Below are 26148 nucleotides of genomic sequence, written 5' to 3'. Positions count from 1 at the left end.
CTCTCCTCATGCAACCGGGGCCTCGCCTGCGGGGGCGGCAGCCTCCAGCAGTCGGCCGATCACGAACCGCCGGTCGAGCGCCGCCAGGAACCATCCGGCCTGGGGACCCGACTCCTTGCCCAGGAACGCCAGATAGATCGCTCCAAACGCCGCCTTCGGCGCGAGCCCGAGCTCTACCTTCAGATCGTGGATGGCCCCGTGCAGCGAGTCACCGTCCACCGCCTCCTCAACCAGAGGAACCAGGGCGGCCAGGAACGCGCGCTGCTGGGGTGAAAGCCCAGAAGCGGCCGGCGGCAAGGCTGTCTGGACCTCGAACCTGTAGGCCTCGGGAGCGTAGGTCTTCAGCCACCGGCGTGCATCGGCGAGGCGTGCCTCCAACTCCCGCCGGTCCTCGTCGGTGAGGGAGGCGCCTTTCCCGCGCTCGGCTTCCTCTTCCAGGTTTGCGCTGGGGATCTGGCTCAGGTGGGCCACCCGGGTGAAGCGGAGGCGGAAGATGCCTGCCCGCGGCTCGGAGGCGTGCGCGTAGTAGAAGGTACGAGCGAGGTCGGGGTCATCTTCCCATCCCGCGTGCGCACGCGCCGCCCGATCGAACTCATCGTACAGCAGGGGGATCGTCTCTCCTGACGGGTCAAAGTCCACGTGCTGCCGGTAGTGGGGCCGGACCATAGTGAACCGGGCCAGCTCGGGCCGCAGGACCTCCGCAAACTCTACCGCGGGCATTCCCACCCCCTTGCTGGAGGCCATCTTCCGGCCACCAACCAGAAACCACTCGTAGGGTATCGAGAACGGGCGCGGGGAGCCGTAGACGGCCTCAACTATGGCCCCCGCTCGGTCGAAGCTGCCTCCCCGGGTCATGTGGTCTTTGCCGGCACCCTCCACGGTCACTCCAAAGGCGTGCCACTTGGCCGCCCACTCGGTGACGTACTGGAGCTTGCCGCCCCCGCCGAAAGGCGAGCGGCGGCCCTCGTGCCCGCACCCCTGCGCCCAGACCACCTTGTCCGGACGGCACGCGTAGGAAACCTGGTCGCCGTCCCAGCCGGTAACCACAGTGGTACCGATCTTGCCGCAAGATTCGCAGATCACCTGGAACGGATGGCGCTCGGCCTTCCGGCTCCCGCTGATCGCGCGGTCAATCTCGATGATCTCCGCCGCCCGGTCCAGCGCGATCCGGATCGTCGCGTCAAATGCCCCAGTGCCGTACAGCTCGCTCGTCCAGTAGATCCGGGGGGCAGCGCCGAGCCGGGTGAAGACGCGCGTGAACTCGTCCGCGTAGTATCGCGCGAAGCTGGACGCCGCATCTGGATCCGGAGAAGGCACGTGACACAGCGGCACGCCCAGGTAGGACGCAAGGTCCCCGTGGCCGGCAGGCAGGCCGTCCATGGGATCGAAGTCGTCGTAACCGTACAGGAACTCAACGGGTGCGCCGCGGTCCCGCAGTGCGCGGGTCACGCAGTCGTGCAGGATCACGCCGCGCAGGGAGCCCACGTGGACGCGGCCCGACGGGCTCTTGGCGTCGTTGACAACGTGGCGCGGCTCAGCGCGAGCCGTCAGTATCTCCTCGGCCAGAAGATCAACCCACACGGCAGGACACTTCCTCCTCCGGCGCACAGCCGGGCCTCGAACGCACCAGCAACTTGACAGGGGGAATGACCGGTACTGGCGGTGCGCTGGACGTCATGGTTATCTTCGCGCCGGGGCCGGAAAGTTCCTCCGATCCGGGACCCCTGCCGGCCGAGCATTGGCCGAACATCGAAACAACGGGCAGGCCGCCAGAGGCGGCCTGCCCACCGTGCTCAAGGGTCTGGAACTACTTGACCGCGGCCTTGAGATCCTTCCCCGCCGTGAAAGCAGGTACCTTCTTGGCCGGGATCTTGAGCTTGGCGCCGGTCTGAGGGTTGCGACCCTCGCGCGCCTTGCGCCTGCGCACCAGGAAGGTGCCAAAGCCAACCAAGGTGACCTTGTCGCCCTTGCGCAGGGCAGCAGCGATCAGATCCAGAGCCATGTTGACCACCTCGAGCGCGCTCTTCTTGGTGGCGCCCGTCTTGTCGGCGACCTTCTCGATGAGCTGTTCCTTGTTCATGCGTCCCCTCCTCACAAACCCCAGAGGTCGCACCCATACGGTGCGCCGCGATTCCGATTCTCGCAAACCCTACCGTATTCCTGCTTCCAGCCGCTCCGGGAACCGAAACCCGCATCCCGTAGGGTGCGGGGACTATGGAGTCCACCTCCTGGGAAGAACATAAGGGAACGGAGTACTTTGATCCAAGGGCCAAGCCGATCTCCGCCTGGCCCCTCGATAAAGGCATACCCGTCGTGAGGCGGGGACGCAAAGCCGCGGGACCGGCCCAAGCCGGTCAGCCGGGCTACCGAAAGGGGCGGGAGCATGTACCGAACCGGACAGCGCGGCCCCGGCTCACTGATCGCGCGCACGCTGTTGATAGCCGCCCTGCTAGCCACCGCAATCCCACCAGTGATCTCCGGAGCGACCGAGCCAGTCACGCTGATCACCATACTCCCGGAAGATGGCGAACCTGATCCCCAGGAGCAGGACCCAGGAGCCGTCGTGATCCAGCCTGCGGACACCGGTGATGACGACGTTGGGCCTCCTCACAGCCGTGAGCCCGCAAACCAGCGACTCACCCCTGCAGCCCGCTCCCTCCTGATCGGCGTCCAGAGCGACATCCAGCCGGACACGGAGTCTGCGATCCGGCGGCGCGAAATCGCGCTGATGCAGAATGCCGGGATCGCGTGGGTCCGCATCGTACTCAACTGGTACGCGGCCGAACCCCGCAAGGGCGAATACAACGAGGACTATCTGAGGGTTCTGGAGTCGCTGGTTGACGAGATCCGCGGCGCCGGGATGCGCGTGATGCTTCTCGTCCTTGCCACACCTCCCTGGGCCAACCCCCGTGGATGGGACGCCCCGCCGCTGCGCATGCGCGACCTGGGCGACTTCGTCGGCTACACCGTCCGCCGCTTCTCTTCGCGCGTCAGGCACTGGGAGATCTGGAACGAGCCCGACTGGCACGAGTTCTGGAAGCCTGCTCCCGATGTCCGCGGCTTCGTCGAGATGCTCCGGGAGGCCTACACCAAGGGCAAGGCCGCCGACCCCCAGGCCACCTTCATCTCGGGCGGCCTCGCCGGCAACAACACCGACTACCTACGCCAGATGTACGCGCTCGGCGCCCGCCCGTTCTTCGATGTCCTCGGCGTCCACCCGTACGTCTTCCAGCGCAGCCCCGACGAGGTCCACCCCCACGTCCGCAACTCCTTCCACGGCCTCGCCGAGCTGCGCAAGATCATGGTCGCCAACGGAGACGCCGCCAAGCCCATCTGGATCACCGAGATGTCCTGGCCCACCAACCGCCGCGCCCCAGGCGCCACCGGCGATTGGGCAGAGGGCGTCAGCCACGCCACCCAGGCCGCCTACCTGTCGCGCGCATACGAGAAGATCGCAGCGGAGTATCCCTTCGTCCAGGTCGCCATGTGGTACAACCTCCGCGACAAGGGCACCAACCCCACCCTCGCCTACCACAACTACGGCCTCGTCCACCACAACTTCGATCCCAAACCCGCCTACTTCGCGTACCGGGCGTTGGGCAGATCCCCAGCACCGCCGCCCTAGCGGGGGGGCGCCTTGAAGTAGGGATCCGCGGCTGCGCGACGAAACGCGCTGGCGGCCTCCCGAGAAGAGGTCAGGGACCAGTTGATCGGCCAGTACCGATCCTGCGCGCTGTTGAACCACATGAAGGCCTTGACCTGGGGAAAGCTCTCCAGGAGCGAGGCCATGGAATCCCGGATCCAGTCGGCCTTATCGCCGCCCTCTTCTGCAGAAGCAACCTCGGCAACCATGATGGGCTTGCCCGTCTTCTTCAGCTCGTCATAGTGGGACGAGAAGAGATCTTGAAATGAGCGCCACTTCCATCCCGGAGGCACCGTGCCGAAGTTCAGTACGGTAATACCCACCCAATCCACGTAGTCGCCGCCTGGGTAGGTCTCACCCAGCGGTACCAGCGCCGCGGACCAGACCCACAGCACATTGCGGGCGCCGGCTCGCCGGAAGACTCCAACGACGTGGCGCCACATGGCGATGTAGTCCTCCGCCGTGTTGCCGAAGGCGCGCTCTCCCCAGGGATACCAGCTAGCGTTCATCTCGTGCCCCAGCCTTACCATCAAGGGATGCCCCCAGTCCCTGGCAGCCCGCGCCCATCGCTCGATGTAGAAGTCGTACTGACCACTGGAGATCGCACGCAGGTTCCGGAACTGGCGGTCCGGCATGGGAGGCAGCCCGGGGCGGGTGAAATCGGTGACCCACGGCTCCCAGGTGAGCACGGGAATCGCGCCGTGAGCCAGTATCCGGTTTAGGGCGCGTGGATCGAACTGCTGGTCGGGCCGGCTCCCCCACGACTGGTAGAAGCTCACCATCATGAACCGCCTGCGCACGGTCTCCTCGAGGGAGTCAAGCAGGCGCATGTCCTCCGGCACCCCTGGAACGAAGACGCCCAGCACGGCCCCTGCGCCGGGTTTGCGGAGCTCGTCCAATGCGAGAACAGGGGTGACGCCGGCCGGCAGGTTGGCCAAGATCTGCCTTACCGCCAGGGCCCCCTGGCGAATCCCCCACCACAGCACCAAAAGCCACGCCGCGAACAGCAGCACCCGAGCCGCTCGCCACGCGAGCTTCACCCTCCCGGACCTCCTCTTTCGTCCCTACTAGCGATCCACACTACGGCGCCCATCACGGCCGCATTCCATGCCGCGCACGCCCGAATCAGCCAGGTCTCCGCGGGCTGTCCCATCCAGACGCTGTAGAGAACCGCGCCGCACGAGGCCGCGGCGACCAGGGCGTGGGGCCGAGTGTGGGTCGCGCCCGTCTGTGCCCTGCCTCCCTTGGCCGTTACCAGGTAAGGCACGCGGACGTTGCGGAGCGCCGCCACGAGCCCCGCGGTGTGAGCGAAGCAGCTCGCAAACAGCATCGTCATGCCGGCGATGTGCCATCCTCTTTCCCTCCGGTCGAGAAGAAAGCGCTGCCCGTACCTCCGAATGATGAAGTTGGCCAGCAGCAGCGGCGCCATGTGGATCAGGAACGAGCTTGCATCGACCGCAACCGGAGTCCAGCCGGACAGCAGGAAGATAACCGGAAGGAACAAGCTTATCAGGATCGCCACCCCGACGAAGTAGAAGGTGCACGTCGCCAGAAAGGCCCAGCACTGCATCAGGGTCCAGCGCCGGCACAGCTGCCAGTAGTCGCGAAACAACAGATCGAAGACGCTGTGCGCCCACCGGTACTGCTGCCGGAAGTAGGTGGGCAGGTCGGCCGGCACCAGGCCTCGGGCCAGGATCTCGGGGACGTAGACCCCCTTCCATCCGTTGGCGTAGAGCCGCATCGTCGTCCGCAGGTCCTCGGCGTTGTGTACGGCGTATCCGCCGACCGACTCCAGCGCCGTTCTGCGAAAGGTGGTGTGGCACCCGAAGAGCAGCGGTGACCCGATCCCGTGCAGCCCCATCATCGTCGGGCCGTACAGCTCGTAGCTCTGCTCCGCCGCCCCGCGCGCAACGAAGCTCTCGTGTTGGTTGTGGTATGCCTGGGCCGCCTGGACAAAACCAACCCGGGGATCGTCGAAGTGGCCCAGCACGCGCTCCAGGAACTCCGGCTCGGGAACGTGGTCCGGATCGAAGATGGCCACGAACTCGCCGTTGGTCGCGCGGAGGGCGGCGTTCACGTTCCCTGCTTTGCCTCCCTCGCCCGGTCGATCCCTCCTGATGTAGTGAACCCCCAGTTCGCCACACAGGTCACGCAGGTCGTCGCTATGGCTGTCGTCCAGCAGGTAGGTCTTGTGCCGATACCTCATGCCTAGCAAAGCAGTGAGCGTGGTGCGGAACATCTCCAGGGGCTCACCCGGCGCAGCCGTCGTAAGCACATCCACGGCCATGCCCTGGGCAGGAGGGCGCGGTTGCGGACGCACCACGTTGACCAGCGCGTACCAGTTGGATATCATCCGGAACACCGAAAACCACGCGACAAACGAGAAGAGGGCAAAGAGGGCCGGGCTCGCCACCGTTCCTGGAGCAGCCCACCAGGTCAGGAAGTAGAAGACCCCCAGGAGCCCCAGCGAGAACAGAAGCCACGCAACCGCGCGTTCCAGCCAGGTCATTGCCGGCCGTGTTGATCGAGGTACCAGTCCCAGGTGCGCTTGAGTCCTTCTTCAAGGGGAACCCGAGGCGACCACCCTAGCGTCTCTCTGGCCTTGGTGATGTCCGGGCATCGTCTTGTCGGATCGTCCTGCGGCAGCTCCAGGAACTCTATCTCCGCCCGCCTTCCCGCCACGCGCTGCACTGCTTCGGCCAGCTCCAGGATGGTTCGTTCGTCGGGATTCCCGAGATTGAAGACCTCTCCTGCCAACCCAGGCGCCGCCGCCAGCCGTAGGAGCCCCTCCACCAAGTCCTCGACGTAGCACAGGCTGCGCGTCTGCGAGCCGTCGCCGAAGACCGGAAGGGGCCTGCCCGCAATGAGACAACCAATAAACGTCACGACAACGCGGCCGTCCGCGGAATCCATTCGGGGACCGTACGTGTTGAAGATGCGGGCTATCCGGGCATCTACCCCCCACTCGGCCACCACGGCCACAATCAGGGCCTCGGCATAGCGCTTGCCCTCGTCGTAGCACGAGCGCGGCCCGATCGGGTTCACGCGCCCGGGGTAGGTCTCGCGCTGCGGGTTTTCCTCGGGATCGCCGTAGACCTCGGACGTTGAGGCCTGCACGAACCTGGCGCCTGTGCGGCGCGCCAGCTCCAGCAGGTTTCTGGTGCCTTCGGCGTTGGTCGTCAGCGTCAGCACCCTATCGCGCTGGTAGGCAGGCGGGCTGGCCGGGCTTGCCAGGTTCAGGATCAGATCCCCTTCCCAGTCCACCGGATGGCGGGCGTCGCCGGCGCGAAAGAAGAAGTGCGGGTTGCGGATGAGGTGGTCCACGTTGGCAGCACTGCCCGTCACAAGCGAATCCAGGCAGGTGACCGACCAACCGTCGCTCAGCAGGCGGTCGCACAGGTGGGAGCCAATGAAGCCGGCGCCGCCGGCCACCAGGGCGCTACGTGACCGGATCAATCCCTCTCCCGATTCCAGTGTACCGAAGCCCGTGGCGAGCCGCGCTCTCCGGGTTGAGGATGTTCCTGGCGTCTATCAGCACGGGGCTGGCGAGACGTTCGCGCAGCCGATCCAGGTCCAGATCCCTGAACTCCTGCCACTCCGTGCAAATAACCACCGCGTCCGCTCCTGAAGCGGCCTGGTAGGGATCTGGATCGTAATGGACCGCGGGCAGGACCAACGCGCCCTTCTCCTCTGCGCGCGGATCGTACACGCGCACGACCGCGCCTGCGGAGAGCAGAATGCGCGCCAGGTCTATTGCCGGCGATTCCCGCACGTCGTCGGTATTCGCCTTGAACGACAGACCGAGGAGAGCGATCGTACGGCCCTTCACGTCCCCGACCTTCGCCCGCAGCTTGTTGTACACGTATCGCGGCTGGCGGTGGTTCACCCGCAGCACTTCCTTGAGCAGAATCATGTCCACGCCGTGTTCCACGCCCATGGCCACAAGGGCGTTCACGTCCTTTGGAAAGCACGAACCGCCGAACCCCGGCCCAGGAGACATAAAGAGGGGGTTGATGCGGTGGTCCAATCCCATACCCTCAGCCACCGTCAGGAAATCCACGCCCACCGTGTCGCATAGCTTCGCCATCTCGTTGACAAACGAGATCCTGGTGGCAAGAATCGCATTGGATGCGTACTTGATCATCGCCGCGGTCTCGTGATCAGTCTTCAGGATCGGAGCGTCAATCCCGGCATAGAGACCGGCAACCCTATCCACGGCATCCGGGTCGCCCCCGAGCACGATCCGGTCAGGCCGGAGGAAGCTCTCGATTGCCCGCCCTTGCTGCAGGAACTCCGGATTGGAAATCAATCTGACGCGGAATTCGGGGCCGCGGACGCCCTGGATCAGAACTCGCACCCTTTCGGCCGTGCGCACCGGGACAGTACTCTTGATCACGACAACCGCATCCGGCTCAAGGAACTCGGCAATCTGCTCCACGGCGGATTCAATCTGGGAAAGATCGGCCTGACCGTCGGAGTGCTTGGGCGTGCCTACGGCCAGGAAAATGAACTCCGATCCCCTAACGCCCTCCGCGGGATCGCCGGTGTGTGAGAGGCGCCCCGCGGCCAACTGCTCGGCGGTCAGCTCCTCGAGTCCTGGCTCGTGGAACGGGATCCTCCCGGCCCGAAGGTTCTTGAGGTACGCCGCGTTGGTCTCGAGGCCGACAACCCTGTTACCCATCTCCGCAAGACAGGCCGCAGCCACCAGGCCGACATATCCCAGGCCGACAACCGTGATCCGCGCTCCGGTCCCATCCGATCCCATCTCCACCCTACCTTCCTGCCGATCCAGGCCTCTCCCAACTACGGGGATGGTCGAACATACTCATGCCCACTGGTCCGGCCCGCTAGTCACCGGGCCCCCACCGCTGGCACCTAATCCCGGAGTGGAGCGGGAGACGGGAATCGAACCCGCACCACCAGCTTGGAAGGCTGGAGCTCTACCATTGAGCTACTCCCGCTGGCTTGTTGGTGGGCGGGGAAGGATTCGAACCTCCGTAGGCATCCGCCAGCTGATCTACAGTCAGCCCCCGTTGGCCACTTGGGTACCCGCCCTCCCGGGGACGATTATAGGTGGCGCGTGGACGCAGCGTCAATCTTGCCGCTTGTGCTATAATTCGGACCGCATCGAGCCGCCGTAGCTCAACCCGGTAGAGCACCGCACTTGTAATGCGGGGGTTACCGGTTCGACTCCGGTCGGCGGCTCCAAGAACCCCGCCCATCGCCCTAGCACACTACCTACCGCCAGGGGATTCCAGTCGGGTGCTGTGCTAGAATGGTCTTACCCATGCGCGACCAGCACGGACGGCCGCTGAGAAACCTTCGCATCTCCCTCACCGACAGGTGCAACCTGCGCTGCGTCTACTGCGTGCCCGAGCAGGGGATCTACCACCGCCCGCCGGCCGAGCTGCTCCAGGATGACGAACTGATCCTCCTTGTGGAGATCGCCGCCGAGCTCGGGGTCGAGAAGATCCGCCTTACCGGCGGCGAACCCATCATCCGAGCGGGCATTGTGGATCTCGTCCGCCGCATTGTGTCCGTCCCAGGGATCAGGGACGTGGCCATGACCACCAACGGGATCCTGCTTGAGCCAATGGCCGGGCCGCTTGCCGCCGCCGGGCTGGACCGGGTCAACATCAGCATTGACACCCTCGACCCGGAGAAGTTCCGGCGGATCACGCGGGGTGGGCAGGTGGAGCGCGTGCTCGCAGGCGTCCGGCGCGCCGAGGAGGTCGGTCTGGGCCCGATCAAGATCAACTCGGTGGTCATCCGAGGCCACAACGAGGACGACGTGGTCTCACTGGCCGCTCTCACCCTTGAGCACCCGTGGGAGGTGCGTTTCATAGAGATGATGCCGTTCGCGTCCCTGGCCGGGATTGAGGGGGCAGGCATGGTGCCGTCCGAGGAGACCCGAGCCCGCATCGAGGCGGCGCTTGGGCACCTTGAGCCGCTGGACCTCAGCGGGAGCGCCCCATCCAGGACCTATCGCCTTCCAGGGGCCCCGGGCCGCATCGGTCTCATCAGCTCCATGAGCGAGCCGTTCTGTGCGAGGTGCGGTCGGCTCCGACTCACCTCGGACGGCCGGCTGCGCCTGTGCCTGCTGAGAGAGGACGAGGAGGACCTCCTGGCGCCGCTGCGCGCCGGAGCCTCGCGCGACCAGATGAAGGTCCTATTCGAGACCGCGGCCTACAGGCGTCCGGTTGGCCAGACGCTCGACCAGACCACTTCTCCCGTATCGTGCTTGATGGGCCGGATAGGCGGATAGAGCGCCCGGTCAGGCGTCGTCTTCGAGGTTGCGTTCGAGCTTGCGCTTGACGCGCTGCAGGGCGTTGTCAATGGACTTGACGTGCCGTGTGAGCTCGTTGGCCATCTCCTGGTAGGACTTGCCCTCCAGGTAGGCGGTCAGCACGCGACACTCCAGTTCGCTGAGGTTCTTGCGGATGCGCTCGCGCATGGTCGCCGAGGCTTCCTGGTTGATGACCAGTTCCTCGGGATCACTAACCTTGATGCTGCTGATCACGTCCAGCAGGGTGCGGTCGGAATCCTCATCGTAGATCGGCTTGTTCAGCGAGATGTACGAGTTGAGCGGGATGTGCTTCTGCCGCGTCGCGGTCTTGATCGCCGTGATGATCTGACGGGTAATGCACAGCTCGGCGAACGCCCGAAACGAGGAAAGCTTGTCGCGCCGAAAGTCGCGGATCGCCTTGTAAAGGCCGATCATCCCTTCCTGGATGATGTCCTCGCGGTCGGCGCCGATCAGGAAGTACGCCTTGGCCTTGACGCGAACGAAGTTGCGGTACTTCCCGATCAGGAACTCCGCGGCGCGATCGTCCCCGGATTTGGCGTGGTCAACCAGCTCTTCGTCTACCAGATCGCTGTAACCGAGGCCTTCCCTGCGTACCAGCGCCACCAGCTATCGCCTCCGGTTAGGTGCAGAGAGATGTACGGGTGACTGCAGACGAGCAGTGCGGAAGCAGGTGTCCATCGTCGTAATTCTTTCTCATTATAGAAACATGGTTGCGCCGCGTCAAGGAGCGGAAGCCCGCTGGTTCGCGCCGCCCGTGCCCGTGCCGATCTTAACCGTGCGCGGCGTCGGTTGATAGTAGCTGTGTGACACGACCTCCTGCTGGAGGACCGCGCCGTCCTGCCTCACGATGCGGAGCGTACGCGCGCGAAGCCCGGAGGTGGCCTCTTCGATCTTAGTCTGCCCGGCGGGGAGTGTTGGATCGAGCCTGGTGACCGTGTGCGTCGGTGGCGGAATGGGCGTGTGGTCGGTAACCGCGATCTCTACCGACCGCCCCGGCTGCCGCGCTCCAAACAGCGTAACCGTAATGCGGCGGCCCGTGGCCTCGGTCCAGACAAACATGTGATTCCCGCTCGAGTTGCGCACGCGCAGGTCAATCGAACCGAACTCAACCGCGGCATCGCGGCCCGGAGCCAGGTAGGGAACCGGCCTGGAATGATTGGTCCGGCTCTGGATCTCCATCCCGGCCAGTAGCGCCGCGTTGTAGAACGTTGAGGAGACCTGGCAGACCCCGCCCCCGTCGCCCGGCACCAACTCGTTCCTGATCAGCACCGGGGCCTTCCTGTAGCCGCGGGCCGGGTCACGAGGGCCCACGACCTGGTTGAAGGAGAGCACGGCCTCCGGCGGCAGCAGCAGACCGCCCAGCGCAGCGGAGGCGAGCTGAATGTTGTGAACCCTGTCGGGATTGTTGGAGAAGCGCGTCGTGAACTGCGCCAGCGGCTCTGCCATCAGGTCGGCCATCTCGGTGGTAAACGCCGGCCGCCGCAGGGTCACAACCAGATCCACCTCAGACAGCCGTTGCTCCAGCGCGGTAGCCACACGGGCGATCGAGGCCGACTCTTCCAGGACCACGCCGTCTTGGCTTGGGTGCAGCACAACCAGACGCCTCCCGGATACCGCCACAACGGCGTCCCGCGGTTCGACAAGCAGGGGTGCGGCCACGCCGGCTGCGGAGGCCCTGACGGCGTCGAGATCGACGCGGTAGGTTATGGGCACATCCTCCGGACGGCGCAGTAGCGCCAGATGCCGGAGCCATCTTTGCGGCAGCGTGCCGGTGCGTCCGGCAGCCAGGACGGCAGCCACCGTCCGGTCCACGGCAGGCCGCAGTCCCAGCGTTCCTGCCGCAAGCGTGGCCTCGGCTGTTGCGGCGCGCACCCTGACATGCCGCGTCAGAACCGGCTCGGCCAGGGTCTGCACGCGCGCGGCGAGGTCGTCCGGGTTCATGCCACCCACCGGATGGCCTGCAACGGTCACACCGGGCAGTGGCCGGCCGGAGTAGTATAGGTTGGTCAGCGCGGCCCAGGCGGCCGTGCCGGCGGCCACCACCAGGAGCAGGCCGGTCCCCAGGAGAATCAGCCGGCGGCTCAGATGGCCTCCCTCGCGCGCGCGGCCATCTGGCGCCGGACCTCAAACAGGAGAACGCCGGCGGCCACCGACACGTTGAGCGAAGAGGTGGCGCCGTGCATCGGGATGCGTATCAACCGGTCGCAACGTTCGCGCACCAACCGCGATAGACCACGGCCCTCGCCGCCCAGCACGAGCGCCAGCGGTGGGGTCAGCTCAACGGCATAGACGGGATCGCGGGCTGAGGGATCGGCCCCGGTCACCCAGATGCCCTCGCGCTTGAGGTACTCGATCGCCGACCCAAGGTTGGGCACCACGGCCACGGGTACGTGCTCGACCGCTCCTGCCGAGGAAGCTGCCACCGTGGGTGTCAACCCAACCGCCCGGTGCCGCGGAATCACAACACCGTGAACACCGGCAGCGTCGGCAGATCGGATGATGGCGCCCAGATTGCCGGGATCCTGCACGCCGTCAAGCAACAGAAGGAATGGGGCCTCGGATTTTCCACGGGCACATCCCAGGATATCTGGGATTTCGACCGTCTTGTGGGCGGCCGCGTAGGCGATGACGCCCTGGGGTGACCGCGTCTGTGCCTGCTGGGCCAGGACCGCCGGGTCCACTTCCTGAACAGATACGCCCCGGGCCCGGGCCTCCCCAACCAGGTGGCGCATCACCCTATCGGCGGCGCTGCCCCTGGCCACCAGCAGCTTCCGAAGCGGCCTGCCGGCGCGCAGCGCCTCCAGGACGGGGTGCCTGCCCTCGATCTGCGCCTCGGCCGATCTCAGGCCCGCGCGTCGCGGCGCGATACCAGGCGCCAACGGCTACCTCCGGGCAGGTCTTCGACGACTATGCCTGCATCGCCCAGGCGGGCCCGTATAAGGTCGGCCAGATCGAACCGCCTTGCCTCGCGGGCACGGCCGCGGCCTGAGAGCAACAACAACATCGCCCCCTCGGTGCCTACCGGGCCTCCTAGTCCCGGGAACAACGCGGGCTCCGCCGCCCGCATCTCGTCCAGGATCTGGAGGACGGCCGCCGCGGCCCCAGGGGGAATCGCATCCGAGACCACGCGCAGTCCCAATACACCTGCGAGGGCACGGAGGGCCGATGCGGCCTGGGCCATCCCGCCGGAGGGTTCGAAGTTCCTGCCCATGGCGGCGCCGGCCGCGCGGTTGATCTCGGTCGCCAGGTCGAACAGGACCGCGATCGCTTGGGGAGTGCCGAAGTCATCGTCCATCGCCCGCTCGAATGCAGTCCGGCTCTCCGAGGCCCGCCTGGCTAGGGGGCCATCCGGTGACGGTACCGGGTCCCCTCCCAGCACCGTGTCGGCGTTGGCCAGAGCAGCCCGCAGCCGGTCCAGACCTCTTCCGGCGGCATCCACTGCTTCGTCGGTCCAGCGCGACGGGGTCCGGTAGTGCGCCGAGAGGACGAACAGACGAATTACGTCCGGCTCATACCGCGCCAGAGCGTCGCGAATCGCCACGAAGTTACCCAGGTGCCGGTGCATCTCGTCGCCAACCGGGGGCTTCATCAAGGCATTGTGCACCCAGAAGCGCACGAAGGGCGCCCGGCCCGTGTAGGCTTCGGACTGCGCTATCTCGTTCTCGTGATGCGGGAACCGCACATCGTCCCCGCCGCCGTGAAGGTCAATCTGCTCCCCCAGGAACTGCATGGACATGGCCGAGCACTCGATGTGCCAGCCGGGCCGTCCCGGACCCCAGGGGCTCTCCCACGACGGTTCTCCGGGCCTGGACGACTTCCAGAGCGCGAAGTCCATCGGGTGCTCCTTGCGCTCGTCCACCTCGACGCGGGCGCCGGCCTGCATCTGCTCCAGCGATCGGCCGGACAGCAGACCGTACCTGGGAAAGGAAGTGACGCGGAAGTACACGTCTCCGTCCACCATGTAGGCGTGCCCGCCGGCGATCAGCCCCTCGATGATCTCGATCATCTTGGGAATGACCTCGGTCGCCCGCGGGTAGTGATGGGCACGCTGCACGTGGAGGGCGTCCATTTCTTGGAGGAACCGCTCGATGTACTCCTGGGCGATCGCGAAGATGCTCCGGCCTTCTTCTTGCGCGCGCGCTACGATGCGATCTTCGATGTCGGTGAAGTTCTGAACGTGGCGGACCTCGAATCCCTTGTGCTCGAGGTAGCGCCTCACGACATCGAAGAAGATGTACGAGAGCGCGTGGCCCACGTGTGCCGGGCCGTACAGGTTCGGCCCGCAGACGTACATGCTGACAGCGCCCGGGACCAGCGTGTGGAACGACTCCCTTTGTCGGGTCAGTGAGTTGTCTATCTCCAGGCCCATAGCGCCACCTCGACTGTAAAGTCTATCGGAGCGTTGCGGGGGCCACAAGGGGAGGTGCCGGCTACGGACGCCGGGCGAGGGGGATGGCGTCGAGCTCGGCGCAGACCTCCCAGCAGCGGCGGGAACGCAGCGTCACCGCGTCGGCCCGCAGGATGGAGCGCAGGTCGAATGCGCCCCGATCGGTCAGCACGCGGTGGTAGGTGGCATCGTACTCGCGGCGCGTAGCGACCACCCGTGCGATAGAATAAAACTCGTCGCCCCGCCAGAACCCCACCAGGCGGGGGCGAAATGCGAGGGGCCTGTCAACCTCAACGGCGATCGGTTCGGTGACCGCGGCACGCTCGATGAACAGTATCTCTGGTGGGGAATCGCTCCCCGGCCTCGGGCGGCGGCCCATGCTATTCCACCTTCCGCAGCAGTGCCACGGCGTGGGCCTCCATCCCCTCGCCGCGGCCCACAGGTCCCATGCCTTCAGCAGTGGTGGCCTTGATCCCTATTTGATCCGCCCCAATTCCCAGCGCTCCGGCCAATCTCTCCCGCATCGCCTCAATGTGCGGCGCCAGAGTGGGCGCCTCGGCCAACACTACGGCGTCCACATTTACAATGGTCCACCCCGCCGCGCGGAGCGTGCCCGAAACCGACGCGGCCAGAGCGATGCTGTCCGCGTCGCGAAGCGCGGGATCCCCCGGTGGGAAATGGTGACCGATGTCGCGTTCGCCGGCAGCTCCCAGCAGCGCGTCCATAACGGCGTGGGTGAGGACGTCCGCGTCGGAATGCCCGGCAAGCCCACGTGCATGGGGGATGCGGACACCGCCCAGCACCAGCGCCCGGTCGGGTACCAGCCGGTGGAGATCACATCCGGTGCCCACGCGCAGTCCCGGCTCACCCCTATCGCCGACGCTTAGGCGCGCCAGCTCAAGGTCGGCCTCGGTGGTGATCTTGAAGTTGGCAGGATCACCCGTGACCACGGCTACCGGCTCCCCCAGCTCTTCGACGAGCCCTGCGTCGTCGGTGGCCGGAACCGTGCGGGGCACCCGGAGGTGCGCCTCGCGCAACAGCGCCGCGGCAAACGCCTGCGGCGTCTGCACGGCGCAGAGCCCGGCGCGGTCCAGCGTCCGGAGGACCAGATTCTGGCCCACTTCCTTCAGGGTGTCAACAACGGGAATCCCGGCGGTCGCGGCGCCCCATCGCATGGCGGCTTCCAGCACACGCTCGATCAAGGCCGGGGTAACGAAGGGACGGACCCCGTCGTGGACCACCAGCCACTTCGCCTGGGGCAGCGCGTCAAGCCCGGCGGCCACGGATCCCCGACGGTCGGGGGCGCCGGGGACAACCGCCACCACCTTGCCTGCCAATCGGTCGGACAGCGAAGCCACATGGTCGGCGCCCACCACGACAACGATCCGGTCAACCGCGGGGCACTGCTCGAAGACCCGAAGCGTCCGCTCTAGGATTGTGGTGGATCCCAGCCGCAGCAGCGGTTTGGGCACGGGGCCTGGAAGTCGGGTACCGCTTCCGGCGGCTACGATCACCGCACCCGTCAGGCCGGTGCTCACTTCACCCTCGCTCCGGGTCAGACCGCCCGGCGGGGTCGCCCAGCTTGGGACGCGCGAATACCATCCGTCCGGCAGAGGTCTGAAGCGCGCTGGTCACGATAACGCCGAAGGTCTCGCCGATGTAGCGCCGGCCGCCATCAACAACGACCATCGTCCCGTCCTCCATGTAGGCCACGCCCTGGCCGGCCTCCTTTCCGTCGCGGACGACGTGGACCAAGATCTCCTCGCCCGGCAGTACCGTCGGCCGCAGCGCCTGGGCCATCTGGTTCACATTGAGGACGCGCACGCCCTCCAGTTCGGCAACCTTGCTCAGGTTGAAATCGGTGGTCACGATCGCGGCACGGTGTAGTTTGGCCAGGGTCACCAGCCGCGCATCCACATCTTGCCCCGGCGGGGCCTCCTCGTCCAAGATCTGCACCGTTACCAGCTCGCGCCGGAGTCGGTTGAGGATGTCCAGACCTCTCCTGCCCCGGTTGCGCCGGAGCGCGTCCGGCGAGTCCGCGATGCGCTGCAGCTCGGCGAGCACCGATCGGGGCACGACTATCGGGCCCTCCAGGAACCCGCTCACGCATATCTCCGCGATGCGGCCGTCTATGATGACGCTGGTGTCGAGGAGTTTGGGGGTCACCTGCGGGGCTGGGCGGCCCCGGGTCTGTAGGTGGCCCCGCGGCAAGAGCGCGCCGGAGATCTCGTCCCGCCGTCGGAGGGCAACATGCAGACCGAGATACCCTAGGACGACACCCGCCACCAGCCGAACATAGGGTCCAACAAGCGGCAGCCCTTCCAGCAGGTACCCGACGAAGAACGCCAGGACCAAGCCTGAGGTCAGGCCGAGCGCCGCCAGGAGCAGGTCGTGGAGGGAGAGGTCTGATAGACCGCCCAGGACCCATTCCATCGCGCTGACGAACACCCTGGCCACAGGAGGTCCGAGCAAGAAGCCGACCAGCCCGCCGAGAACCACACCGGCCGCCTCTTCCAGGAATCCCATGCTCGGGGCGGCCGAAACCCACGCATAGGCGAGGATCACCGCCTGGTAGCCGGCAAGGCCGCCGACGAGAACTCCGGCGACGCGCACGAACGGATTGCGCATATCGCGCATAATGATGCCACACTGCCCAGAAGAGCGGGTGCGATCAGCCTACGCGCCCGAGTATACCACACGGGGTTGCACCCCGAGAAGCAGGGCCGCCGCGCTCAAATGCGCTGCCTCAGATAGATACGAGACACTCTGACTGAGGGGTGTTACGGCTCAAGAACCGGTTCAAGCCGGTCCGGCGGGGCTACACCCGCCTTGCAGGCTGCCCTTTCCCCTCGGCAGGAACAAGACACTACACCCTACCCGGTCAGGATCGGCATCGTGGCAGTGGCGGTAAACACCGTCCTGAACCTCATCCTGGTCCGCCACCTGGCCCACGGCGGGCTGGCTCGGGTACCTGGACAGGGGGCGCATCGCGCGCTCAGGGGCGAAGTTCGCGCTCGCCTTCCTGGTGATGGGGGTCGTGGTGGCCGCAGCCGATGGCTGGTCGGCCGCGGTCCTGCCCGGCACGCCGTTCCTGCTTGAGGCCGCGCGGGTGGGCGGGCTGATAGTGCTTGGGGTTGCCGCCTACGCGGCCGCATCGGTGCTGCTGCAGAACGAGGATCTGGCCGAGGTGACCAGGCGGGTGGCGGCGAGGGTGCTGCGCGCCCAGGCCTGGGGCGGTTGAGGTCGGGAGGGGAGTGTATGAGGCTCCAACAGAGCGTCAAGGTTGTCGCCACCCTGTCCAGGTCCTGACGGTCCCCAGACATCAGGAGTTGGATGAGGGAGTTCTACAGCGAGTAGGCGCTGCCGTCTTGCCCGGGGCCTCAGCCGCGTGAGGCGCGCGCTTGACATGTCAACGATGGCGAGCACCTGCCGGACCTGGTAGGGCTTTGCCTCCCCCGCGCCTCCTTCTTGCAGGCGGGCCTACCGGATCTTCCTCCAGAACTCTTCTTCGAGGATCTGTAGCTGGTGCTTGAGGATGCTCCTCCAAAGGTACCCGGGAATCTCACGATGGAGTGCGCGGCTCACCTTGGTGCGGAGCACGCGGCCGTCAGGAAGGACCTTCTCGTAGTACCAGTGGTCCGTTGACCTGACGAGTGCCCAGCGGTCGCGCTCGCAGAACCGCTTGAGGTCACGAAATGTGGGAGGCACTACAGGCCCAGGAGCCCGTGGCGGATCTCCTCCTCGTCGCGGGCGAGCGCGATCCTGAGCACATAGGGAAAGTGAGAGCGCCGGTTGGGCGCGCGCAGGAACAGCGGCGCCCGCTCAAGATAGTCCTCCGCGTACTGGCGCAGGTCGGCGACGAGAGCGCTCACCGCCTCCTCGACGGATGCGGCGTTGACGGCCCAGTCCAATTCGTCCACCGTTATCGTCACCGATCCATCGCCCTCGCGCAGGACCTGAGGCCGCAGGGTGAATGCCTGTAGAAGCGCGTCCAGATCCTCGCGGCGCACGACTACCGCTTCCTGTCGGGCCCCTCGGCGGATCAAGACCGGCCGCAGCTGCTCCACCGCCTCATCGAACAACTGGCTGAAACGGCTCCGGGCTTCTGAGAACCTCGTGGGGACCAGCACTTCGATCACCTCGCGGGTATGGTAGCACAAAATGTGCAATCTGTGCAGAGACCGGTGCTCGCGAACTCGGGGTAGATCAGATCAGGTGCAAGCGGTCGAGCGAGCCAATTCCGCCACGCTGGTATCCACCACCACCGGGGAGGACCCGTACGTGCTTCTGATTGCCTCCCTGACGCGGTCCACCTGCTGCCAGATCTCGCCGGGGGACCCAGCCCCACCCACCGCCTCCTCGATGATGAAGACCGCCTCCTGCGTGAGCGAGCGCCGGTGGTTGCGATGGCTGGGGTCAAGGGTGGGATGCAGCAACGGGCATGGCGCCGTGCTGCTCTGCCTCGTAGGCGTTGTGGGCGCGGCAGCGTAGCTGGATGTTGTCTATAGTGGCCGCGCCGCCTGAGGCGTGCGGCACCACGTGGTGGAACTCAAGGAAGCCGCGCTCGTCGCAGCGGCCGCCCTCGCCGACATAGCCACAGCGCCCTCCGTCGCGCGCCCAGACCGCCCGTCTGACCTCGGCCGGGATGTGGCGCGAGCCGCGGCGTGGATCGTGGCGCGGATCGTGGCGCGGGTCGGCCGCGCTGCCCTGGCTTGGGCGCGGCCGGTCGGTCGCCGCGAACTTCTGTCTACTGAGATCGCGCAGCAGCGCGGTCAGGGCGCGGTCGAGAATCTTGGCCAGGTCGCCATCTGGGATCTGGTGGCGCAGGAGCGCCTGCACCCCCCTCAGCTTCTGGATGGTGTCGGCGTCAACCGTGAGCTGGATCCGGTAGCGTTCGGGCGCGAGCGGCGCGACGGTTAGGGGGCGAGATGGCGGCGACGGAGGTGGCGGCGATGCCTCTGGCTGGCGTGGCGGCGGGAGCTTGCGTATCTGGTCAGGGACAGGGGCTTGGGGGCGCAGCGAGGCGATGAGGGCCTCGACCTCGCGGCGGCTCTTATCTCGGGCCCGGTCGAGGAGATCGATGTGGTTTCCGGGCGCCAGGTGCGGGGCCAGCAGGCCGAGTGTCGTCAGCGTGACCTCGCCGGCGGCGAGCCGCTCGAGGATGACCGGCAGCCGCCGTGCCAGGCGGGCGGCCTCGATGCGCCGGTACGCGGCGTGCTCCGAGAGATGAAGGACGCGGGTGCAGTAGGTGAAGAGCGAGGAGTAGCCCGCGGCCAGGTAGAGGCGCCGCCGATCGAGCTCGGCCAGGTGCCCGATGAGCGCGACCGTCGCCTCTCGCTCGGTGCCGGCGAGCAGCTTCACCTGCGCGGTCAGCTCGGCGTCGGAGAGCCGGGCCGCCAGGCGCAGCAGGTCCTGGGTTGAGTCCATAGCCTGGTTCCCCATGTAATCATCGGCCGAGGCGGGCGGAGTTTGCAGGGCCCGGCCGCAACTAGGTCCGGACCTAGTTGCGGAACGTGCGGGCGCAGGGTGAACGGCGCCAGAAGCGCATCGAGGTCCTCTTGCCGAAGTCGGGGCAATAGGCAGTACACCAAATTGACAGTGGCGGCGGCCGATCACTATAATCATAGACACGTTGTTCTGCACGGCAGGCTTGACTGCCTCGAGGTGGCGCGGATGGCGGAGATCAGCGAAGGCACTTTCCAGAGCGCCGTCGCCGAGTACCTGATCCGACACCGCAGCATCCTGGATGTGCAGAGCAAGCTCTCCGAAGCGGTCGCCCGCGTCAACCGCGCCGTTGCCAAGTCGGTCACCAACTGCGGCTGTATCAGGATCCAGGCCGGCCGGCAGTGTTTTCCATCGGACCTGAGCATGGCGGAACTACGCAATGCCATGCAGACTCACCTGAACGGAGCCGTGTGCGAGCGGTGCCGGGAAGTCCTTGAGACTGAGATCGGAATGTCGCTGTTCTACCTAGCCGCGACCTGCAACCTGCTCAACCTGGATTTCGGCGAGATCCTCCTGAAGGAGCACGGCCGGGCCGTCTCGCTGGGGGTCTTCCGCCTAACCTGAACGCCTAGAGCAGCGCCCGCAGCGCCTCGGTCAGGTCGCCCACCCGTACTAGTTCCAGGCCGGCCGGCCCCTTAAGGGACTCGATCCGCGGCACCACGGCCCGGCCAAACCCCAGCCGGGCGGCTTCTGCGAGCCGCTTCTCCACCTGTGGGACGGCGCGCACCTCTCCCGCAAGACCCACCTCGCCCACAACCACCGTCCTGGGATCCACCGGACGGTTGCGCAGGCTGCTGGCCACCGCCGCGGCGATGCCGAGGTCCGCGGCCGGCTCGTCCACTGAGATGCCACCCGCAACGCTCGCGTACACGTCCTGGCCGGAGAGCTGCAGGCCGCCGCGACGCTCGAGCACCGCGAGGAGCACCAGAAGCCGGTTGTAGTCCACTCCTGCCGCGGTTCGCCTGGGCATGCCGAATGAGGTGGGGATTGTGAGGGCCTGTACCTCCACCAGCAGGGACCGGGTTCCCTCAATCGCGCACACCACCGCCGAACCTGGCGCCGCCTCCGGGCGCTCGGAGAGGAACGCGGCCGACGGATTCACAACCTCGACAAGTCCTCCTCCTGCCATCTCAAAAACGCCGATCTCGTTGGTGGAGCCAAACCGGTTTTTGGTGGCGCGGAGGATGCGGTAGGCGTGGTGCCGGTCGCCCTCAAAGGCGAGCACCGTGTCAACCAGGTGTTCCAGGACCCGCGGCCCGGCGAGCGCGCCTTCCTTGGTGACGTGGCCCACGATGAACGTGGCAACTCCCTGATCCTTGGCCAGCCTGACGAGCGCGGCCGTGCACTCTCGGACCTGCGCCACGCTTCCGGGCGCGGAGGGCACGTCGCCGCGGTGGACGGTCTGGATGGAATCCACGATGAGCATCGCCGGATGGAGCCGGCCGGCCGCCTGGAGGATCGCCTCCAGGTTAACCTCGGCGAGCAGGTAGAGGAGCGGGGAAGCGACACCCAGGCGCTCCGCGCGGAGCTTGATCTGGGGCACCGACTCCTCGGCACTGACGTAGAGGACCACTCCGCCGGCGCGCGCCGCCCGCTCGGCGGTCTGCAGCAAGAGCGTTGATTTGCCTATGCCGGGATCCCCGCCGACGAGCACAACGGAACCTGCCACCGCACCGCCGCCCAGAACCCGATCGAACTCCACGGATCCGGTCGGCTGGCGGGTCTCCATCGACACGGCCACGTCTGCCACGGACACGGGCTCCGCGGCCGGGGCGTGGCGGGCGAGGGCGGCGAGGGAGTGCTCTATCTCTTCCGAAATGGAGTTCCATTCCCCGCACGCCGGGCAGCGGCCCAGCCACTTCGCCGCGGTGTGCCCGCAGCTCTGGCAGACGTACCTGATGCGCGTGCGGTCCGTCAGGGGCTACTCGGCGAGCGCAGGCTCCCGCTTGCGCTCGAAGACGATCTGTCCGTCCCGGGCGTCCACCACCAGCATGTCGCCGCTGGTGAACTGGCCACGGAGGAGTTCGTCACTGAGGGGGTCCTCCACGAGGCGCTGGATGGCGCGCCGCAGCGGCCTGGCCCCAAAGGCCGGGTCGAATCCCTCACGCGCGAGGACCTCCCGGGCGGCGGGGGTTAGCTCCATGTCCATCTTCTGGCTGCGCAACTCGCGCCGCACCCGCTCCACCAGGATCCCAACGATCTCCATTATCTGTTCGCTCGTCAACGGCCTAAACACAATCATCTCGTCCAGGCGGTTGAGGAACTCGGGCCGGAACGTCCGGCGCAGCTCCTCCATCACGTGATCGCGCATGCGCTGGTAGACACGCTCGCGGTCCACCGTGTCGTCGTATCCCGATGCCCGAAATCCGATCCCGATCTCCTTGTTGAGCTGCGGGGCGCCCACGTTGCTTGTCATGATGATGACCGCATTCTTAAAGTCCACGGCGCGCCCCTGGGCGTCGGTCAGGCGGCCGTCGTCAAGGATCTGCAGCAGCACGTTGAAGATCTCGGGGTGGGCCTTCTCGATCTCGTCGAAGAGCACAACCGAGAAAGGCCGGCGGCGTACCGCCTCGGTGAGCTGACCTCCCTCGTCGTAGCCCACATAACCGGGTGGCGAACCGACCAGCCGGCTGACGGTGTGCCGCTCGCTGTATTCCGACATGTCTATGCGGATGAGCGCACCCTCGTCCCCGAACAGGAACTCGGCCAGCGCCCGGGCAAGCTCGGTCTTGCCGACCCCGGTAGGTCCAAGGAAAATGAACGAACCGATGGGCCGGCGGGGATCCTTCAGGCCGGCCCGCGCCCGCCGCACCGCCTTGCTCACAGCCCGCACCGCGTCGTCCTGGCCCACGATCCGCTCGTGCAACGACTCCTCCATGCGCAACAGCTTGTGCGACTCCTCTTCGACCAGACGCGTAACCGGGATGCCGGTCCAGGAGCTCACGATGTCGGCGATGTCGTCTGCGGTCACGGCGTTGAGGTCCGACTTGTGTTTGTCGCGACTGATTGACCCCTCCATTTCGTCCAACTTCTGTCGGAGCACCCGCTCACGGTCGCGCAGTTGCGCAGCGCGCTCGAAATCCTCCGCCTTGCTGGCCTCTTCCTTCTCGCGCTTGGCCCGCTCCACCCGTTCCATCGCCTGGCGCACTTCCTGGGGCAGGAAAGAAGCCTGCAGGCGGATCTTGGACGAGGCCTCGTCCATCAGGTCAATCGCCTTGTCCGGCAGGAACCTGTCTGAGATGTACTTCTCGGCAAGCGTCGCCGCGGCCACGAGGGCCTCGTCGCTGATTCTGACCCCGTGGTGCGCCTCGTACCGCTCGCGCAGGCCTCGGAGAATCTCGATGGTCTGCTCGACGTTTGGCTCAGAGACAAGGATCGGCTGGAAGCGGCGCTCCAACCCGGCATCGCGCTCGACGTACTTCCGGTACTCGTCAAGCGTTGTGGCGCCTATGCACTGCAGCTCCCCTCGCGAAAGCGCGGGCTTGAGGATGTTGCTGGCGTCAATGGCGCCCTCGGCGGCGCCGGCGCCCACCAGGGTGTGCAGCTCGTCAACGAACAGCACCACCTCGCCCTGTGCCTTGCGGATCTCTTCCATTACCTTCTTCATGCGCTCTTCGAACTCGCCGCGGTACTTGGTGCCCGCGACCAGCGAGGCCAGGTCAAGTTGAACGGTGCGCTTCCCACGCAACACGTCGGGCACGTCGCCGCTCACGATCCGCTGGGCCAGCCCTTCGGTGATGGCTGTCTTGCCAACACCGGGCTCCCCAATGAGCGCGGGATTGTTCTTCGTACGACGGGAGAGCACCTGGATAACGCGCTCGATCTCACGATCGCGCCCAATGACCGGGTCGAGCTTGCCGTCTCGGGCAAGCTTGGTGAGGTCGCGACCGTACTCGTCCAGCGTGGGCGTCTTGCTCGCCTGCTTGGCGAACGAGGTGGTGCCCTCCTCGCCCAGGAGATAGACCACCTGCGCGCGGATGCGGTCCAGGTCGGCGCCCAGCGCCTCCAGCACGCGGAATGCCACGCCTTCTCCTTCACGGATCAGGCCCAGCAGGAGATGCTCGGTGCCAATGTAGTTGTGCCCGAGGCGCCTGGCCTCGTCCAGCGCCAGCTCAAGCACCTTCTTGGCCCGTGGGGTGAAGGCGACCTCCTCGTGAGGCGAGCGCTCCCCACGCCCGATGGCGCCCTCGACCTCGGAGCGCACCCGCTCAGGGCTGATGTTCAGGCTCTCCAGGACCTTGCTGGCCACCCCCTCGCCCTCTCGGATGATGCCCAGCAAAATGTGCTCGGTCCCCACAGCGCTGTGGTTGAGGCGCTTGGCCTCTTCCTGAGCGAGGATGATTACGCGGCGAGCGCGCTCCGTGAACCGTTCAAACATTGCCACCGCACTCCCCTCTCTTCGGAGGGTGAGAGGAACCCCGCATGTCGTCCTCCGAGTCTTCTGTTCGACCGGGCCCCGATCCTGCCGGGCTGTCCCCCCGCCGTCGGGAGGACACCCGCTACCTCACCTGCAACTACGGCGCCGGGGCGGAGCGTATTCCCGAGCGGAGGCGCGCACGCGTCCAGCTAGCCCGGCTACCGGACGATTTCAAGAATCTTGTACCTGATCTCCCCGGCAGGGATGCGGATCTTCACGGTCTCGCCCTTCTTGCGTCCGATGAGCGCCTCACCCACCGGCGATTCGTTGCTGATGAGGTGAAGCAGGGGATCGGCCTCGGTGGAGCCGACGATCGTGTATCTCAGCTCGTCCCCCGTGGCAAGATCCTTGAGACGCACCGTGGCGCCCGCCGACACCGCGTCGCCGATGGCTGCGCTGCCGTCAATCACACGCGCGCTGCGCAGCATGTGCTCCAGCTGAAGGATACGCCCCTCGACGAAGGCCTGCTCGTTCTTGGCGTCGTCGTACTCCGCGTTCTCCGAGAGATCGCCGAACTCTTTTGCCAGCTTGATGCGCTCCGCGATCTCCTTGCGACGGGGTCCCCTCAACTGATCGAGTTCCCCCTCGACCTTGCGGAGCCCGGCGGCCGTGAGGATGGTTTCCTTCTCAACGTTGTTGGGTCGAGCGTTTCTGTTGCTCTTCATCCAGCGTCACCCGAGCGATCTGTCGCCACAACGGACACGAACCGCCGGGCGGATGCCCGGCGGTCGGAGGTTACTAACCACAAGCATACTCCCAGGGGCACTACCGGTCAAGCGCGCGTGGCGCGCGTGGCGCGCGTAGCGCGCCCGGCCGCCGCACTCCTGATGGATGCGATCTCCTCCGGCAAGATCGCCCGCTCGAAGCGCCTGAACCCCGCTATCGAGAAACCGTGCTTGCGTGCCATGACCGCGATCTCATCCACCTGCTCGCAAGAGAGGTCGCGGCCCAGCGTGTAGTCCTCAAGCCGGCCCTCCAGGGCCAGCACCATCGTTTCGGCCATGCACGCTTCGCCAAGCCCCGGGGGGAACCCGAAGTCAATGCCGAAGTCGGGCTCACCCGGCACCTTGATCACGCCGCCGTCGAACACCAGCACGTCGTTGCGCCGCTCGCAGACCTTCCGCGAGACGTTCCTGGGGCGGGCCACATCGCACACAACCGCCCCGGAGCGAAGGTCCTCGGGTTCGATCAGGACTTCCGGCGAAGCGGAAACCGCCAGGAGCAGGTCGGCCTGCCGCACCGCGGCATGGACGTCCGTGGTGACCCTAACGTCCGTCCCGGATTCGGCACGGATGCGCTCTGCCAGCCCGTTGAGCAGGTCGGTGTTGCGGGCCACCAGCAACAAGGAGCCCACGTTCCGGGCCAGTATCCGACTGCACACCGCGCCGATCGAGCCGGTGGCGCCGATCACCACGGCGTGCAGCCCGCCCGGTGCCTTTCCCATCTCCTCCGCGGCCAGCAACGAGCTCTCCACCGCGGTGGCCGCCGTGTAGCTGTTGCCCGTCGTCACCGGCAGCCCGAGCCGCTCGGCCACCGTCACCCCGCGGTCGCCTATGACCTTGGTGTATGCTCCCAGGCCCATGATGTCCGCACCCAGCGACTCGGCCAGGTGCCCGCAGGCCACCAGCTTGCGGTAAACGACCTCGGGGTCCGAGCGTAGAATCAGCGACGAGGTCATCGGAAGGCCGATGAACCATCCCTCTGCCTCGACACCGATCGGGGAGCGAACGCCGGTGATGTGCGACGCGACCAACGGCTTCATCCAGCCGCCGATCCGCTCCAGCACCGAATCGGGCACCAGGCGGGCTACCGGGTACTTCCGAACGAAGTCCCGCGCCACCAGGGGGTGAACTACGAAGGCGAAGCGTCGGGTTTCGCTGGCCATGTTC

Annotated in this window: 25 protein-coding genes, 3 tRNA genes and 1 riboswitch; of the genes, 5 read left to right on the top strand and 23 right to left on the bottom strand. The window is 66.5% G+C overall.

The features are described from left to right. Positions 1–6 precede the first annotated feature (6 nt). Positions 7–1581 (bottom strand): lysine--tRNA ligase, encoded by a 1575-nt coding sequence (gene lysS, locus RDU83_12475; GenBank protein ID MDQ7841817.1) that lies wholly within the window; start codon positions 1579–1581, stop codon positions 7–9. Between the two features lie 226 nt (positions 1582–1807). Then, complete coding sequence (locus RDU83_12470; GenBank protein MDQ7841816.1) at positions 1808–2080, bottom strand: HU family DNA-binding protein; 273 nt, start codon at positions 2078–2080, stop codon at positions 1808–1810. A gap of 211 nt (positions 2081–2291) precedes the next feature. Next, positions 2292–2371: riboswitch (cyclic di-GMP riboswitch) on the top strand. A 12-nt stretch (positions 2372–2383) separates the two neighbouring features. On the opposite strand from RDU83_12470, the gene RDU83_12465 reads away from it, so the two are divergent. Next, positions 2384–3625 carry a beta-galactosidase gene (locus RDU83_12465; protein MDQ7841815.1) on the top strand — a complete coding sequence of 414 codons (1242 nt, stop codon included), beginning with the start codon at positions 2384–2386 and terminating at the stop codon, positions 3623–3625. Here the strand turns inward: RDU83_12465 and RDU83_12460 are convergent. From RDU83_12460 to RDU83_12435, 6 genes are all read right to left on the bottom strand, one after another. Then, a complete protein-coding gene (locus tag RDU83_12460) occupies positions 3622–4683 on the bottom strand; it encodes a glycosyl hydrolase (protein MDQ7841814.1) in 1062 nt (353 codons plus the stop codon). The genes RDU83_12465 and RDU83_12460 overlap by 4 nt on opposite strands. Then, positions 4680–6152, bottom strand: a complete 1473-nt coding sequence (locus tag RDU83_12455; GenBank protein MDQ7841813.1) for a glycosyltransferase — start codon at positions 6150–6152, stop codon at positions 4680–4682. The genes RDU83_12460 and RDU83_12455 overlap by 4 nt, the downstream gene beginning before the upstream one ends. Continuing rightward, positions 6149–7099 carry an SDR family oxidoreductase gene (locus RDU83_12450; protein ID MDQ7841812.1) on the bottom strand — a complete coding sequence of 317 codons (951 nt, stop codon included), beginning with the start codon at positions 7097–7099 and terminating at the stop codon, positions 6149–6151. The genes RDU83_12455 and RDU83_12450 overlap by 4 nt, the downstream gene beginning before the upstream one ends. Beyond that, positions 7083–8408, bottom strand: a complete 1326-nt coding sequence (locus tag RDU83_12445; protein MDQ7841811.1) for a UDP-glucose/GDP-mannose dehydrogenase family protein — start codon at positions 8406–8408, stop codon at positions 7083–7085. Before RDU83_12445 ends, RDU83_12450 begins: the two co-directional genes overlap by 17 nt. 122 nt (positions 8409–8530) lie before the next feature. Continuing rightward, positions 8531–8604: transfer RNA gene (locus tag RDU83_12440), tRNA-Gly, on the bottom strand. Positions 8605–8612: 8 nt separating this feature from the next. Then, positions 8613–8698, bottom strand: a tRNA-Tyr gene (locus RDU83_12435). Between the two features lie 76 nt (positions 8699–8774). On the opposite strand from RDU83_12435, the gene RDU83_12430 reads away from it, so the two are divergent. Then, a tRNA-Thr gene (locus tag RDU83_12430) sits at positions 8775–8851 on the top strand. 67 nt (positions 8852–8918) lie between these two features. After that, positions 8919–9908 (top strand): GTP 3',8-cyclase MoaA, encoded by a 990-nt coding sequence (gene moaA, locus RDU83_12425; protein ID MDQ7841810.1) that lies wholly within the window; start codon positions 8919–8921, stop codon positions 9906–9908. Positions 9909–9917: 9 nt separating this feature from the next. Here the strand turns inward: moaA and sigH are convergent, their stop codons facing one another. From sigH to RDU83_12390, 7 genes are all read right to left on the bottom strand, one after another. Then, positions 9918–10556 (bottom strand): RNA polymerase sporulation sigma factor SigH, encoded by a 639-nt coding sequence (sigH, locus tag RDU83_12420; protein ID MDQ7841809.1) that lies wholly within the window; start codon positions 10554–10556, stop codon positions 9918–9920. A gap of 114 nt (positions 10557–10670) precedes the next feature. Continuing rightward, positions 10671–11993: a VanW family protein gene (locus RDU83_12415; protein ID MDQ7841808.1), complete on the bottom strand. Its 1323-nt coding sequence runs from the start codon at positions 11991–11993 to the stop codon at positions 10671–10673. Positions 11994–12031: 38 nt separating this feature from the next. Continuing rightward, the gene (gene rlmB / locus RDU83_12410) at positions 12032–12829 is read right to left on the bottom strand and encodes a 23S rRNA (guanosine(2251)-2'-O)-methyltransferase RlmB (protein ID MDQ7841807.1); all 798 of its coding nucleotides are present in this window, start codon (positions 12827–12829) and stop codon (positions 12032–12034) included. Further along, positions 12793–14319, bottom strand: coding sequence for a cysteine--tRNA ligase (cysS, locus tag RDU83_12405; GenBank protein MDQ7841806.1), 1527 nt, complete (start codon positions 14317–14319; stop codon positions 12793–12795). The genes rlmB and cysS overlap by 37 nt, the downstream gene beginning before the upstream one ends. A gap of 61 nt (positions 14320–14380) precedes the next feature. After that, positions 14381–14716 (bottom strand): hypothetical protein, encoded by a 336-nt coding sequence (locus RDU83_12400; GenBank protein ID MDQ7841805.1) that lies wholly within the window; start codon positions 14714–14716, stop codon positions 14381–14383. Between the two features lies 1 nt (position 14717). Beyond that, positions 14718–15875 (bottom strand): 2-C-methyl-D-erythritol 4-phosphate cytidylyltransferase, encoded by a 1158-nt coding sequence (gene ispD / locus RDU83_12395; protein ID MDQ7841804.1) that lies wholly within the window; start codon positions 15873–15875, stop codon positions 14718–14720. A 1-nt stretch (position 15876) separates the two neighbouring features. Next, positions 15877–16974 (bottom strand): TRAM domain-containing protein, encoded by a 1098-nt coding sequence (locus tag RDU83_12390; protein ID MDQ7841803.1) that lies wholly within the window; start codon positions 16972–16974, stop codon positions 15877–15879. Positions 16975–17377: 403 nt separating this feature from the next. Here RDU83_12390 and RDU83_12385 point away from each other — a divergent pair, with 403 nt between their 5' ends. Next, entirely contained in the window at positions 17378–17578 is a 201-nt protein-coding gene (locus RDU83_12385; protein ID MDQ7841802.1) for a hypothetical protein, read from the top strand. Positions 17579–17817: 239 nt separating this feature from the next. On the opposite strand, the gene RDU83_12380 is transcribed toward RDU83_12385, so the two are convergent. The 4 genes from RDU83_12380 to RDU83_12365 all read right to left on the bottom strand — a co-directional run bounded on the left by RDU83_12380 (position 17818) and on the right by RDU83_12365 (position 19764). Then, positions 17818–18045 (bottom strand): hypothetical protein, encoded by a 228-nt coding sequence (locus RDU83_12380; GenBank protein MDQ7841801.1) that lies wholly within the window; start codon positions 18043–18045, stop codon positions 17818–17820. After that, positions 18045–18467 carry a type II toxin-antitoxin system Phd/YefM family antitoxin gene (locus RDU83_12375; GenBank protein ID MDQ7841800.1) on the bottom strand — a complete coding sequence of 141 codons (423 nt, stop codon included), beginning with the start codon at positions 18465–18467 and terminating at the stop codon, positions 18045–18047. Before RDU83_12375 ends, RDU83_12380 begins: the two co-directional genes overlap by 1 nt. 81 nt (positions 18468–18548) lie before the next feature. Further along, positions 18549–18773 carry a hypothetical protein gene (locus RDU83_12370; protein MDQ7841799.1) on the bottom strand — a complete coding sequence of 75 codons (225 nt, stop codon included), beginning with the start codon at positions 18771–18773 and terminating at the stop codon, positions 18549–18551. Then, positions 18754–19764 carry an HNH endonuclease signature motif containing protein gene (locus RDU83_12365; protein ID MDQ7841798.1) on the bottom strand — a complete coding sequence of 337 codons (1011 nt, stop codon included), beginning with the start codon at positions 19762–19764 and terminating at the stop codon, positions 18754–18756. The genes RDU83_12370 and RDU83_12365 overlap by 20 nt, the downstream gene beginning before the upstream one ends. Positions 19765–20010: 246 nt before the next feature. Between RDU83_12365 and RDU83_12360 the strand changes: the two genes are divergently transcribed. After that, the gene (locus RDU83_12360; GenBank protein MDQ7841797.1) at positions 20011–20406 is read left to right on the top strand and encodes a DUF1573 domain-containing protein; all 396 of its coding nucleotides are present in this window, start codon (positions 20011–20013) and stop codon (positions 20404–20406) included. A 4-nt stretch (positions 20407–20410) separates the two neighbouring features. On the opposite strand, the gene radA is transcribed toward RDU83_12360, so the two are convergent. The 4 genes from radA to RDU83_12340 form a co-directional block, all read right to left on the bottom strand. Then, positions 20411–21760 (bottom strand): DNA repair protein RadA, encoded by a 1350-nt coding sequence (gene radA, locus RDU83_12355; GenBank protein ID MDQ7841796.1) that lies wholly within the window; start codon positions 21758–21760, stop codon positions 20411–20413. 3 nt (positions 21761–21763) lie between these two features. Further along, positions 21764–24220, bottom strand: a complete 2457-nt coding sequence (locus tag RDU83_12350) for an ATP-dependent Clp protease ATP-binding subunit (protein ID MDQ7841795.1) — start codon at positions 24218–24220, stop codon at positions 21764–21766. A 197-nt stretch (positions 24221–24417) separates the two neighbouring features. Continuing rightward, a complete protein-coding gene (gene greA / locus RDU83_12345; GenBank protein ID MDQ7841794.1) occupies positions 24418–24924 on the bottom strand; it encodes a transcription elongation factor GreA in 507 nt (168 codons plus the stop codon). 107 nt (positions 24925–25031) lie between these two features. Beyond that, positions 25032–26144, bottom strand: coding sequence for a shikimate dehydrogenase (locus RDU83_12340; protein MDQ7841793.1), 1113 nt, complete (start codon positions 26142–26144; stop codon positions 25032–25034). Positions 26145–26148: the final 4 nt, after the last annotated feature.

This window comes from bacterium, from assembly GCA_031082185.1.
GTDB lineage: Bacteria > Sysuimicrobiota > Sysuimicrobiia > Sysuimicrobiales > Humicultoraceae > VGFA01.
This window is presented reverse-complemented; position numbering and strand designations above follow the sequence as displayed.

Coding starts and splice junctions, on each gene's coding strand:
- RDU83_12470 (MDQ7841816.1), bottom strand. CDS start 2,080: ATGAACAAGGAACAGCTCATCGAGAAGGTCGCCGACAAGACGGGCGCC.
- RDU83_12465 (MDQ7841815.1), top strand. CDS start 2,384: ATGTACCGAACCGGACAGCGCGGCCCCGGCTCACTGATCGCGCGCACG.
- RDU83_12455 (MDQ7841813.1), bottom strand. CDS start 6,152: ATGACCTGGCTGGAACGCGCGGTTGCGTGGCTTCTGTTCTCGCTGGGG.
- RDU83_12445 (MDQ7841811.1), bottom strand. CDS start 8,408: ATGGGATCGGATGGGACCGGAGCGCGGATCACGGTTGTCGGCCTGGGA.
- moaA (MDQ7841810.1), top strand. CDS start 8,919: ATGGTCTTACCCATGCGCGACCAGCACGGACGGCCGCTGAGAAACCTT.
- cysS (MDQ7841806.1), bottom strand. CDS start 14,319: ATGGGCCTGGAGATAGACAACTCACTGACCCGACAAAGGGAGTCGTTC.
- RDU83_12400 (MDQ7841805.1), bottom strand. CDS start 14,716: ATGGGCCGCCGCCCGAGGCCGGGGAGCGATTCCCCACCAGAGATACTG.
- RDU83_12390 (MDQ7841803.1), bottom strand. CDS start 16,974: ATGCGCGATATGCGCAATCCGTTCGTGCGCGTCGCCGGAGTTCTCGTC.
- RDU83_12365 (MDQ7841798.1), bottom strand. CDS start 19,764: ATGGACTCAACCCAGGACCTGCTGCGCCTGGCGGCCCGGCTCTCCGAC.
- RDU83_12360 (MDQ7841797.1), top strand. CDS start 20,011: ATGGCGGAGATCAGCGAAGGCACTTTCCAGAGCGCCGTCGCCGAGTAC.
- RDU83_12350 (MDQ7841795.1), bottom strand. CDS start 24,220: ATGTTTGAACGGTTCACGGAGCGCGCTCGCCGCGTAATCATCCTCGCT.
- greA (MDQ7841794.1), bottom strand. CDS start 24,924: ATGAAGAGCAACAGAAACGCTCGACCCAACAACGTTGAGAAGGAAACC.
- RDU83_12340 (MDQ7841793.1), bottom strand. CDS start 26,144: ATGGCCAGCGAAACCCGACGCTTCGCCTTCGTAGTTCACCCCCTGGTG.